This window comes from Pseudomonas sp. FW300-N2A2 (genome assembly GCF_017351735.1).
In the GTDB taxonomy this organism is placed as follows: Bacteria; Pseudomonadota; Gammaproteobacteria; order Pseudomonadales; family Pseudomonadaceae; genus Aquipseudomonas; species Aquipseudomonas migulae.
In genome coordinates, this window is sequence record NZ_JACNDU010000044.1 from 17101 (window position 1) to 27895 (window position 10795).

Genomic DNA, 10795 nt, shown 5'->3' on the forward strand with positions numbered 1-10795 from the left:
CCGGATTGATCGTTTCAGGACACCGAGATGTCTAGCAAAAGGGCGGCAAAGAAGCTGGCAATAGGCCTCATGCCTTTTTTAAAGCAATAAGTGCGCGCTCCATACGAAAGGGATCTAAGTCGCGAGTGACGCGGGCCCTAAGGTGAACATATGCGAAGTTGTCGTCGGGTTTTGCCGAGGCGCTCGCCTTACAGGAAGTGCAACGCTCTGCCGTCATGGAGATATGCAGGCAGGCATCAGGAAATAACAAAAAAGGCGGTCAAGCCATGTTCAAACATTCGAAAGTACGTCAAGCCGGGCTCATTCTTTTCGCTACTACGTTGCTGTTGATTTTGCCGAACCTGACGAAGGTGATCGGCTGAGTCTTTATTAAAAAATCGGCGCACAGTTTCCATCGCCTCTTAAAAATGTGACTGGCTCGCTACCCGGGCCGGCGTGGGTGTGCCAACCTTTGCGGCACTTCCACGACATGGACGGCGATCTGTTGAAAACGCTCATTCTGCTCGGGGCCTTGCTGTTCGGCTCGCCCCTTTATGCCGCACAGCTGAACCTGGAGCTGGGCGCACACAGCCGCACCTGGCAGACCGAGGAATTGCTCAAGCATCCTCTGGTTCAGACCATCACCATTACCAACGACGTTTCCTACAAACGGGACATGAGCTATCGCGCCGTGCCCCTGTCGGCGTTGTTGAGCGGCATCAAGCCTGACGATCACCTGCAAGCTGTGGCACTGGATGGTTTTGCCGCCGAACTGGCTGCCGCGCCGTTGCTCAACAGCCAAGGTGCGCGAGCATGGCTGGCGATTGAAGACCCGACAAAACCGTGGCCGGCGCTGTCGGCAGACAAGCCCAGTGCCGGGCCGTTTTATCTGGTATGGACGGATCCGCAGGCGGGCAATATCAGCCCCGAGCAATGGCCCTTTCAAGTGGCTGACATCAAACGCATGGCGCCGGTGGCCGAGCGCTTCCCTGCCCTGCTGCCGGATCCGGCGCTGAAGGCGGACGACCCGGTGAATGTGGGGTTTGCGCTGTTCCAGAAGAACTGTCTGGCGTGTCATCGATTGAACGGTGCAGGGGATGCGCAGTTCGGGCCGGATCTGAACATTCCGTTTAACCCGACCGAGTATTTCGGGGCGGATTTTTTGAAGCGCTACATCCGCGATCCGCAGAGTTTGCGGCAGTGGCCGCAGGCGAAGATGCCGGGGTTTTCGGCGGCGGTTTTGCCGGATGGGGATCTGGAGATGTTGGTGGGGTATTTGAAACACATGGCCGGGCGCAAAACCAAGCCCTGACACTATTTCCATGTGGGAGCGAGCCTGCTCGCGATGACGGTGGCACATTCAACATGAATGTGACAGACAGACCGCTATCGCGAGCAGGCTCGCTCCCACAGGTTTTTGCGGCGAACAGACCTATTGCTGCTGGACTGAAATCACCGGCATCGGCGTCGGCGACACAAACACCTTCGCGTGCATCTGCTCGCACCCGCCGCCCCGACGCATCCCGCGTACCGGGCAGGCATCCAGGTAATCCAGGCCCACCGCCAGTTTCAAATGGCGCTCCGGTCGCGCCAGTTCATTGGTCACGTCAAAGCTGTACCACGCGTCATCCAGCCAGGCTTCCGCCCACGCGTGGCTGGCCAGATGCTCGCTGTTCTCGCTGTACAAATAGCCCGACACATAACGCGACGGAACTCCCAGGCTTCGGGCGCAGGCGAGAAACGCGTGGGTGTGGTCCTGACAGACACCCGAACGCCCGGCGAAGGCTTGCGCAGCGCTGGTGTCCACTTCGGTGGAGCCCGGCGTGTAGGTCATGTGCGAGTTCAGGCCATGCATCAAGTCGATCAATGCCGCGCGGTCCCGGCGCTTTTTGCACGCCTTCTCGGCGAACTCACGCAAGGCTTCGTCGGCCTCGGTCAGGCGCGTGAAGCGCAGGAACGGCAACGCCGACTGGCTCTCGTGCTCGGCTTCACGCAGTTCGTCGATGTCGACCTGGCCACGGGCGCCGATGATGATCGCTTCATGCGGCTCATCCATGGTCAGCACGTGCAGGATGTTGCCGAACGGATCGAGTTGCGCGCGCACCGGGCGCGGCAGGTCGAGCTGCCAGCTGAGCACGTGCTGGCGCTCGCTGTCGTGAGGAGTCAGTCGCAGGTACTGGATGCTCGCCCGCACCTGATCTTCGTAGTGATAGGTGGTCTCGTGGCTAATGGAAAGTCTCATGCAGCCTCCAGGTAGGAACTGTGTATGGCGTTACCCAACTGGCGCACCAGCGGGATGAACTCGGTCAGCCAGGCGTGCAGGCCTTCGTCGAGAATTTCGTTGATGCCGGTGTAGCGCAGGCGTGCGTCCATCTCGGCGGCCAGACGTTGCGCAGGACGACCATTGGCCCCCGGCAGTTGAGCGAGGATCTGGTCGATTTCTTCGGTGCATGCGCGCAGGGATCGCGGGACATCGGCGCGCAGCAACAGCAACTCGGCCACATGCCGGGCACCGGGCGCGTCGCGGTAGATTTCGGTGTAGGCCTCGAACGACGACAACGCCCGCAACAAGGCACTCCACTGGTAATAGGCGTGAGCCGTACCGTCGCTGACCGCTTCGGCCTGATCGCCCGCCATTTCGTAGCGAGCATCGAGCAGGCGCAAGGTGTTGTCCGCCCTTTCGATGAAAGTGCCCAGACGAATAAACCGGAACGCATCGTTACGCATGATCGTGCCGTAGGACGCGCCACGAAACAGGTGGGAACGTTCCTTGATCCACTCGCAGAAACGACTCATGCCGTAGCGACTCAAGCCCTGATCGGCGATGCCGCGAATTTCCAGCCAGGTGGCGTTGATGTTTTCCCACATGTCCGCGGTAATTCGCCCCCGCACGGCATGCGCGCTGGCCCGCGCCGAACCGAGGCAGCTGTAAATACTCGCCGGGTTGGCCGCGTCCAGGGCAAAAAAGTGCAGCAGCCGTTCGGCATGCAACTCGCCGTGGCGTTCGAGGTAATCGTCCAGGGTGCCGGTTATCAGCAGCGGCATGGCGAGTTCGTGCAGACCGTCACCGCGGCCATCCTGCGGCATCAGCGACAGCGAATAACTGATGTCGAGCATCCGTGCGAGGTTTTCCGCCCGCTCCAGGTAACGCGACATCCAATACAAATCCGAGGCAGTTCTACTTAACATGGCAGGCTTCCTTCAATCCTCGACCACCCAGGTGTCCTTGGTTCCGCCGCCCTGGGAGGAATTCACCACCAGGGAGCCTTCAAGCAGGGCGACACGGGTCAAACCGCCGGGCACAACCCGGGTTTCGCGGCCAGACAATACAAACGGACGCAGGTCGATATGGCGTGGGGCGATGCCGTTTTCGACAAAGGTCGGGCAGGTCGACAGGGACAACGTCGGTTGCGCGATATACGCGTGGGGCTTGGCCTTGATTCGCTCGCGGAAGGATTCGATTTCCGCCGCCGTCGCCGCCGGTCCCACCAACATTCCGTAGCCGCCGGAGCCCTGGGTTTCCTTGACCACCAGTTCTGGAAGATTGGCCAGCACGTGGGACAGTTCGGAGGGATTACGACACTGGAACGTCGGAACGTTCTTCAGGATCGGCTCTTCGTCGAGGTAGAAACGGATCATGTCGGTGACAAACGGATACACCGACTTATCGTCCGCCACCCCGGTACCGATGGCATTCGCCAGCACCACATTGCCCGAGCGGTACGATGACAGCAGCCCCGGAACGCCGAGCATCGAGTCCGGATTGAACGCCAGCGGATCGAGGAATGCATCGTCGAGACGGCGGTAGATCACATCCACCGCTTTCGGCCCGTCCGTGGTGCGCATGAACACCTTGTCGTCACGCACGAACAGGTCCGCGCCTTCCACCAGCTCCACGCCCATTTCCCGAGCGAGAAATGCATGCTCGAAAAACGCGCTGTTGAAGCGACCCGGCGTCAGTACCACCACGCTCGGGTTATCGAGGTGGCTGGAGCTTTTCAGGGTGTCGAGCAACAGGTTCGGATAATGATCGATCGGGGCGATGCGCTGGGCCGAGAACAACTCAGGGAACAGGCGCATCATCATCTTGCGGTCTTCGAGCATGTAGCTCACGCCGCTGGGTGTACGCAGGTTGTCTTCGAGCACGTAGTACGTGCCGTCGCCATCGCGCACCAGGTCGACGCCGGAAATGTGGGAATAGATATCCCGGTGCAGATCCAGCCCCTGCATCGCCAACTGGTATTGCTCGTTGGCCAGCACTTGTTCGGCCGGGATGATGCCGGCCTTGATGATGCGCTGCTCGTGATAGAGGTCGGCGAGGAACATGTTCAGCGCCTTGACCCGCTGGATGCAGCCGCGTTCGACGATCCGCCATTCACTGGCGGGGATGCTGCGTGGAATGGTGTCGAAGGGAATCAGGCGCTCTGTCCCCTGCTCGTCCCCGTAGAGCGTGAAAGTAATCCCGGCGCGATGAAACAGCAGATCGGCCTCGCGTCGCCGTTGTGCCAAAAGCTCGTCAGGCGTTTCGGCCAGCCAACGGGCAAACTCCCGATAATGCGGGCGGACCTGGCCGCCGGCATCGTACATCTCATCAAAATAGGTGCGGATCATGCCGTACTCCTTGTCACCCGGACATCCAGGCCTTCGCAAGGCCCGTGCCATCGGCAGAAACGCTTTGATATCAATCGGTTGGATATTCACATGATTAACACCGCACCAATCCTGTGCGGCAAATGCCCCAACCTGATCGCCCCCGCTTCATTGCGAAGCAATGCTGTCGCCTATCACCAGCATAGTCAGAGTTGATTTCACTGCCCGGAGGGGGATGCGGATAATTCGCGCATTCGCTGGAAATGCTCACCGAACTTCCCTTTTAGCCGCCTTGCTCAGGCGGCTTTTTTTTGTTTCGGGATTTGTGGGCGATGGTTTGGCGGTGATTGGGAGGACGCCATCGCCAGCAAGCTGGCTCCTACAGGGCGCCGGTGATTTGTGGCACGCCGGATTTCTGTAGGAGCCGGCTTGCCGGCGATGGGGCCTGAAATTCTGCGGTAATTCGCAGGGCGCCATCGCCAGCAAGCTGGCTCCTACAGGGGGCGGTGATTTGTGGCACGCCGGATTTCTGTAGGAGCCGGCTTGCCGGCGATGGGGACTGAAATTCTGCGGTGATTCGCAGGGCGCCATCGCCAGCAAGCTGGCTCCTACAGGGGGCTTGATCTGCGCAAACGAAAACGGCCAACCCGAAGGTCAGCCGTTAGTGGATGTTGTCGCTGTTCATAGTGTTATGCGAGTAGCCCTCGTACCTCCTGCTTGACGCCCCATCCTTCGATGATGCCACCCAAAGGCTCGACCACCGCCTCGAAGTCCTGCTCAAAGTCGCCAATGCCGTCATAGGTGGCGTACATCACTTTGCTCAGTTCCAGGGACCAGGCGCCGTCGTCGCGCACGCTGATTTGTGCATTCATGGATTCACCGCAGTAATGCCCTGCCGCCCTGCGTGCCCGCTCCTCGTCCGGGAAAATGGCGTAGAACTCGATGGGATGGAAACGTGAAAAGTCGAAACCGCCTTCTTTCATGCGGCGCAGAACCGAGCTGCTGATGTCTTCTTGATAGGCTGTGCTCATGAAACGTCCTCCTGATACCGATGGATAGACTTTCCGTACTCCCGACGCCGGCAACCGAAGGGTGCGAGCGCTGCGGCAAGCAAATTGCCGATGGGAAACAAGCATGTAGCTGACAAGACCAGACCTTAGCGATCCATTCGCTGATCTCGCTTGCAGAGTAGCCCCAAGTCGGAGCCGCTGCCAAGGCCTGGTTATTTCACGAGTGTTCCAGAGGGGGTATCAGACGGGAGTAATGCCGAGGATCTGGATGCTGTTCTGGGCTTTAAGATTCTTGACGCTTGCATCAGCAGTTCGCCCTTCCAGATCGTTCAGATCCAGTTCGGCGACGACAGGAAGGAGACGTTCCTTGATCAGTTTGGCGGCGTGCTCGTTGTCCGGGCATTCGTCGCACTCAAAAACTTCGTTGGCTGTTTCACCGTGATCATCCACGAAAGTGATTTTCCACTTTTGCATCACTGCCTCCTCGAACAAACCCGTAAATGGGCTTACATCCATCTGGACTTTTACCCAGACCGATCGTTCAAACAGATTACGCCGTGCAAGCATGAAAAACACGGTCCCTGTAGGAGCGAAGCTTGCTCGCGAAGGCGGCTTATCAGTCAATAAACATGTCGACTGAAACACCGCTTTCGCGAGCAAGCTTCGCTCCTACAGGGGTTTTGCGTATTTCTTTAGTCGTTGCTTGGCTTGTTCACGGCCTGCAACACGTATTGCGGCAAGGCGAACGCGCCGATGTGGATTTCCGGATTGTAGTAGCGGGTGACGATGCCGCTACCGGCAAAGCGCTGTTGCAGGGTTTCGCGGGACAATTTGCGATAAGCGGTGTTGGTCGCGCCCCAGGCAAAGGTCATCGAGCCGCCGATGTAGGTCGGCACGGCGGCCTGGTAGAAGTGCCAGTCCGGGAACAGGCTGCGCAGGCGGCCGGCGGTGGTTTTGACTTCTTCGATCTGCATGAACGGCGTGCCGTTCTGGGTCACCAGGATGCCGCCTTCGTTGAGGCAACGACGGCAGGCCTGGTAGAAGTTTTCCGAGAACAGCACTTCGCCCGGACCGATCGGGTCGGTGGAATCGGAAATGATCACGTCGAACTTTTCAGTGGTAGTGGCGACGAAACGCATGCCGTCGTCGATCACCAGGTTCAGGCGCGGATCATCGAATGCACCCTTGGAGTGGTTCGGCAGGAACTCTTTGCACATGTCGACCACGGTGCCGTCGATCTCGACCATGGTGATGTGCTCGACGTTACGGTGTTTGGCCACTTCACGCAGCATGCCGCCGTCGCCACCACCGATGATCAGCACGCGCTTGGCGCTGCCATGCGCCAGGATCGGCACGTGGGTGAGCATCTCGTGGTAGATGAATTCGTCGGCTTCGGTGGTCTGGATCACGCCGTCCAGCGCCATGACGCGGCCCATGCGCGGGTTCTCGAAAATCACCAGGTGTTGGTGTTCGGTGCGCACTTCGTGCAGCAGTTTTTCCATGCGAAAACGCTGGCCGTAGCCTTCGTAGAGGGTTTCCAGGTAATCGCTGGTAGGAGTGTTGCTCATGGGAAGTGCTCCGATGAATGCGGTGGCAACGGACGGTTACCCGCCCATGATGGCCAATCGATCAGCTCGATTGCCCGGGAAAGGCGCGCATTCTACGTCGCGGAAGATGACAGGTCGAACCTTCTGACTCCACATACCTGTAGGAGCGAGGCTTGCCCGCGAAGGCGTCCGTGAGGTCGCCAAAAGCTTCGCGGGCAAGCCTCGCTCCTACAAGGAAGGTGGAAACCATCAAATACGCACATTGCCCCGTGGCCCGGCGATGGCCCAGATGATCAGGCCCAGGACCGGCAGCAGCAGGATCAGCAGGACCCAGATGATTTTCATCCCGGTGTCGGCGCCACTTTTCAGCACGTTGATGATTGCCCAGATGTCCAGGACAAGGATGATCAGGCCCACCAGGCCGTTGAACGTGGAACCCATGGTGTCGCTCCCTAAGCGTTGTGTGCCCTCTCAGGATAGTCGGCCCCAGGGGTTTCGTTTCATGCCATCAAACGTGGATGGCGACTTTCAGGGCTTCCAGGGAAGGCGCGGCAGCAATGCCGACCTCGGCGCACAGCTCGAGCACACGCGGTACGTCGTTGCCGTACACCAGCACCACTTGCAGCTCGTCGTCGAGCAACTGGCTGAAGTTCATCAGCGTATAACCGCCGTTTTCCTTGTTCATGCTGCCCATTTGCACCTGGATGCGATTGAGCGCGGTCAGCGCTTCGGTCTTGGCCAGTTGCTTGGGTTTGATGTTGAAATCCACGCCCGGACCAAACGAAGCGACGATCTGCGCGAACAGGTCCATATAGGTGTCAGCCTGGAACAGCACGGTTTCCGGCAGGCTGCCGACGACGACCCACTCGCCCAACGGAATCGGGAAGGTGTCGTCGTAGTTAATGTCCGGATTGGCTGTCAGAAAAGCCTCTGGATCGGCGTAGGCCTGGGCCGCTTCGTCGGCGATTTTGAGGATTTCGTCTTCGCTCATGCACCCGGAGCTGATTTTGCTGATGAGTTCGACGAGTGCGGCTTTCATGGGGGCGGAATCCTGTAGCGAGGGAATTTTGAAGGCGCGAAGGATAGCGCATTACGCCCCGCAGTTCCTGTGCGCGAGCGTGACCGGGAATGTTGACCCATATCAAGATCCGGCGCACGGGGCCGCGGCACAATGCTGGCACCTTGCCAATACTGTTTCCGCTATCAGAGAAGACCTCCATGGGTGCCTGGCTTAGCAACATCTCGCTGAAATATAAATTTTGGGCGGTCAATGCTGTCGCCTTCGTCACGACCCTGTTGTTGGTGCTGTATGCCGTACAGCTCGAACAACAGGCCCGCAGTCACGCATCCAAAGTGTCCGCCCAGGCACAGGCACGCCTGCTCGGCGCCTGGCCGGCCGGGCAAGCGCTGCCCAAGGCCGACAACCTGCTGACGTTCAGTCGCGGGCACGCGCCGTTGCTCAACGATCAACCCGTGCTGGAACTGACGGACAGCAACGGCTGGGTCGAAATCAACTCGATGCCGCTGTTCGGCGAAAACCCGTTGATGGGCGCCGAAGTGTTCGCGCGTGCCGACGGCCAACACATCGCCGTGATTGCTTATGGCCCGAGCCTGAGCCAGGTGTTCGAAGAACGTTTCGCCAACTACGCCGTGGCGGTGTTCATCCTGATGCTGGCGATGCTCGGTGCGTCGCAATTGTTGATCCGCTTTCTGCTCAGCCAGCTCAATACGTTGAAAGACGTCATGCTCCACGTCGAAAAAACCGGCGACCTCTCCGCCCGTGTGCCACTGGCCTGCACGGACGAAGTCGGGCAGATGGCCGGCGCGTTCAACGCGATGCAGGCCGGTTACCAGCGGGTGGTCAACACCGTCGCCAGCACCGCACGACAACTGGATGACGGTGCCGCCCGGCTGGCATCGAGCATGAACGAAGTGCGCCACGGCATGCTCGGTCAGCAAAGCGAGACCGATCAGGCCGCCACGGCGATCAACGAAATGACCGCCACCGTCTACCACATCGCCCAGCACGCCGGTGCCACCCGCGACCTTTCGAAAACCGCCGACACCCTGGCTGGCAGCGGCCAGGAAGTGGTCAGCCGCGTGCAGAAGTCGATTGCCGGGTTGTCCACTGGCGTCCAGCAGACGGCCGAGATGATTCAGCGTCTGGCCGAAGACAGCCAGAAGATCAACGGCGTGGTCAATGTGATCCACAGCATCGCCGAGCAAACCAATCTGCTGGCGCTGAATGCGGCGATTGAAGCAGCCCGGGCCGGGGAAATGGGTCGTGGTTTTGCCGTGGTCGCCGATGAAGTGCGCAACCTGGCCAAAAGCGTGCAGACCTCGACCGACGAGATCACCCTCATGGTTTCGGCGTTGCAGGCCGGAACGCGGGACGCGGTGGATTTCATGCAGGAAAGCTCGTTCAAGGCTGACGATTGCGTGCAACAGGCGCAAGAGGCTGGCGCCGCACTGGCCGAAATAACCAGCGCAGTGGCGCAGATGCGCGAAAGCAATACCCAGATCGCCGTGGCGGCGGAACAGCAGAGCCAAGTGGCGGAAGAGATGAATCGGGCGGTGGTGAGTATTCGCGATGTGACCGAGAACACCGTGAAGCAGACCGTGGACTCGGCGACGACCAGTAATGAGTTGGCGGCGCTGGCCGGGGAACTGAGTAAGGCTATAGGTCAGTTGAAACTTTAAGGGCCTCTTCGCGGGCAAGCCTCGCTCCTACAAGTCGTGCGCAGCCTTTGTAGGAGCGAGGCTTGCCCGCGAAGACGTCTGTGTGAGCAACATCAATTCCGAACATGAACACCTATCACTCCGATAGCCATCCTTGATTCGCCGCCCGCCCATGCCGCGCCTATTCTTCAATCATGTGTTCAACATGGATCGAGGATCAGCATCATGGGCAAACGTCACCCCAACCTTCCCGCCTGGCAATGGCGCGCTTACCCGGACAATCACCAGCACCCGGCCAATCTGGTGTTGCACCTGATTGCCGTGCCGCTGTTCATCGTGGCGTTTCTGCTGCTGGTTTGCGGGGTGTTCAGCCTGAGCTTTGCGAATTTCGCGATTGGCGTCATCGGCCTGCTCGCGGCATTGGGCCTGCAGCGCCACGGTCACAGCCTGGAGGCGCAAGCCTCCGAGCCGTTCAGTGATCGCAACGACGCGGTGTCGCGCCTGCTGGTCGAGCAGTTCCTGACCTTTCCACGGTTTTTCCTCAGCGGCGGCTGGTGGCGCGCCTGGCGTGAGCGCCACCGTCGTCACTGATCAGGCGAAAACCGTCACCGTCTGCCGGCTCATGGCAATCAACTGATTTTCTGCGTTCCACAGCTGCGCCGCCGCGTGACCGTAGCCGTCAGCGGCATGTTCGATTTCAACGAGGTATTTGCACCAGTCCAGCGTGCTCAATTCCAGCACCGGCTGGACGAATTCGATGGTCCAGGTCAGCGTGCTGCCCATCGCCGGTTTCGTCAGGTGCGGCATCAAGGATGGGGGCCAGGCGTCCACCAGTGCGAGGATATGCGCCTCACTGACCGCCTCTTCCTTCACATCCCCGCGCAAGCGCACCCAACCGCCCATCTCGCGGGATTTATTGCCGGTGAACGGCAAGCCTCCAACACTCCAGCGCATCGCCAGATGGCGCATGAATTCCGGCAGTACACCTTT

Annotated in this window: 12 protein-coding genes; 3 read left to right on the forward strand and 9 right to left on the reverse strand. The window is 59.6% G+C overall.

The features are described 5' to 3' along the window. The first annotated feature begins 469 nt into the window (after nt 1-469). A complete protein-coding gene (locus J4E42_RS27855; protein ID WP_008042191.1) occupies nt 470-1291 on the forward strand; it encodes a cytochrome c in 822 nt (273 codons plus the stop codon). 120 nt (nt 1292-1411) lie between these two features. Here J4E42_RS27855 and J4E42_RS27860 read toward each other — a convergent pair whose 3' ends face one another. From J4E42_RS27860 to J4E42_RS27895, 8 genes are all read right to left on the reverse strand, one after another. Next, nucleotides 1412-2221, reverse strand: coding sequence for a transglutaminase family protein (locus J4E42_RS27860; protein WP_008042190.1), 810 nt, complete (start codon nt 2219-2221; stop codon nt 1412-1414). Continuing rightward, nucleotides 2218-3168 carry an alpha-E domain-containing protein gene (locus J4E42_RS27865; protein ID WP_008042189.1) on the reverse strand — a complete coding sequence of 317 codons (951 nt, stop codon included), beginning with the start codon at nt 3166-3168 and terminating at the stop codon, nt 2218-2220. Before J4E42_RS27865 ends, J4E42_RS27860 begins: the two co-directional genes overlap by 4 nt. A 12-nt stretch (nt 3169-3180) precedes the next feature. Then, nucleotides 3181-4590, reverse strand: coding sequence for a circularly permuted type 2 ATP-grasp protein (locus J4E42_RS27870; protein ID WP_207286657.1), 1410 nt, complete (start codon nt 4588-4590; stop codon nt 3181-3183). Between the two features lie 668 nt (nt 4591-5258). Continuing rightward, nucleotides 5259-5600 carry a ribonuclease E inhibitor RraB gene (locus J4E42_RS27875; protein WP_008027314.1) on the reverse strand — a complete coding sequence of 114 codons (342 nt, stop codon included), beginning with the start codon at nt 5598-5600 and terminating at the stop codon, nt 5259-5261. 219 nt (nt 5601-5819) lie between these two features. Then, nucleotides 5820-6053, reverse strand: coding sequence for a hypothetical protein (locus J4E42_RS27880; RefSeq protein WP_008042188.1), 234 nt, complete (start codon nt 6051-6053; stop codon nt 5820-5822). A 218-nt stretch (nt 6054-6271) separates the two neighbouring features. Beyond that, a complete protein-coding gene (speE, locus tag J4E42_RS27885) occupies nt 6272-7147 on the reverse strand; it encodes a polyamine aminopropyltransferase (protein ID WP_008027310.1) in 876 nt (291 codons plus the stop codon). A gap of 228 nt (nt 7148-7375) precedes the next feature. Beyond that, nucleotides 7376-7567: a PLDc N-terminal domain-containing protein gene (locus J4E42_RS27890; RefSeq protein WP_008042187.1), complete on the reverse strand. Its 192-nt coding sequence runs from the start codon at nt 7565-7567 to the stop codon at nt 7376-7378. A 67-nt stretch (nt 7568-7634) separates the two neighbouring features. Further along, the gene (locus J4E42_RS27895) at nt 7635-8165 is read right to left on the reverse strand and encodes a hypothetical protein (protein ID WP_207286658.1); all 531 of its coding nucleotides are present in this window, start codon (nt 8163-8165) and stop codon (nt 7635-7637) included. Between the two features lie 179 nt (nt 8166-8344). Here J4E42_RS27895 and J4E42_RS27900 point away from each other — a divergent pair, with 179 nt between their 5' ends. Next, nucleotides 8345-9826 carry a methyl-accepting chemotaxis protein gene (locus tag J4E42_RS27900; protein ID WP_008027306.1) on the forward strand — a complete coding sequence of 494 codons (1482 nt, stop codon included), beginning with the start codon at nt 8345-8347 and terminating at the stop codon, nt 9824-9826. A gap of 204 nt (nt 9827-10030) precedes the next feature. Continuing rightward, a complete protein-coding gene (locus J4E42_RS27905; protein ID WP_207286659.1) occupies nt 10031-10396 on the forward strand; it encodes an Mpo1-like protein in 366 nt (121 codons plus the stop codon). On the opposite strand, the gene J4E42_RS27910 is transcribed toward J4E42_RS27905, so the two are convergent. Continuing rightward, on the reverse strand, nt 10397-10795 hold a 399-nt coding region (locus J4E42_RS27910; protein WP_207286660.1), incomplete at its 5' end, for an acyl-CoA thioesterase II.

What these genes read in the sequence shown, in the direction of transcription:
- J4E42_RS27875 (WP_008027314.1), bottom strand. Translation starts at nt 5,600, where the DNA reads ATGAGCACAGCCTATCAAGAAGACATCAGCAGCTCGGTTCTGCGCCGC.
- J4E42_RS27905 (WP_207286659.1), top strand. Translation starts at nt 10,031, where the DNA reads ATGGGCAAACGTCACCCCAACCTTCCCGCCTGGCAATGGCGCGCTTAC.
- J4E42_RS27860 (WP_008042190.1), bottom strand. Translation starts at nt 2,221, where the DNA reads ATGAGACTTTCCATTAGCCACGAGACCACCTATCACTACGAAGATCAG.
- J4E42_RS27900 (WP_008027306.1), top strand. Translation starts at nt 8,345, where the DNA reads ATGGGTGCCTGGCTTAGCAACATCTCGCTGAAATATAAATTTTGGGCG.
- speE (WP_008027310.1), bottom strand. Translation starts at nt 7,147, where the DNA reads ATGAGCAACACTCCTACCAGCGATTACCTGGAAACCCTCTACGAAGGC.
- J4E42_RS27880 (WP_008042188.1), bottom strand. Translation starts at nt 6,053, where the DNA reads ATGCAAAAGTGGAAAATCACTTTCGTGGATGATCACGGTGAAACAGCC.
- J4E42_RS27865 (WP_008042189.1), bottom strand. Translation starts at nt 3,168, where the DNA reads ATGTTAAGTAGAACTGCCTCGGATTTGTATTGGATGTCGCGTTACCTG.
- J4E42_RS27870 (WP_207286657.1), bottom strand. Translation starts at nt 4,590, where the DNA reads ATGATCCGCACCTATTTTGATGAGATGTACGATGCCGGCGGCCAGGTC.
- J4E42_RS27855 (WP_008042191.1), top strand. Translation starts at nt 470, where the DNA reads ATGGACGGCGATCTGTTGAAAACGCTCATTCTGCTCGGGGCCTTGCTG.
- J4E42_RS27895 (WP_207286658.1), bottom strand. Translation starts at nt 8,165, where the DNA reads ATGAAAGCCGCACTCGTCGAACTCATCAGCAAAATCAGCTCCGGGTGC.
- J4E42_RS27890 (WP_008042187.1), bottom strand. Translation starts at nt 7,567, where the DNA reads ATGGGTTCCACGTTCAACGGCCTGGTGGGCCTGATCATCCTTGTCCTG.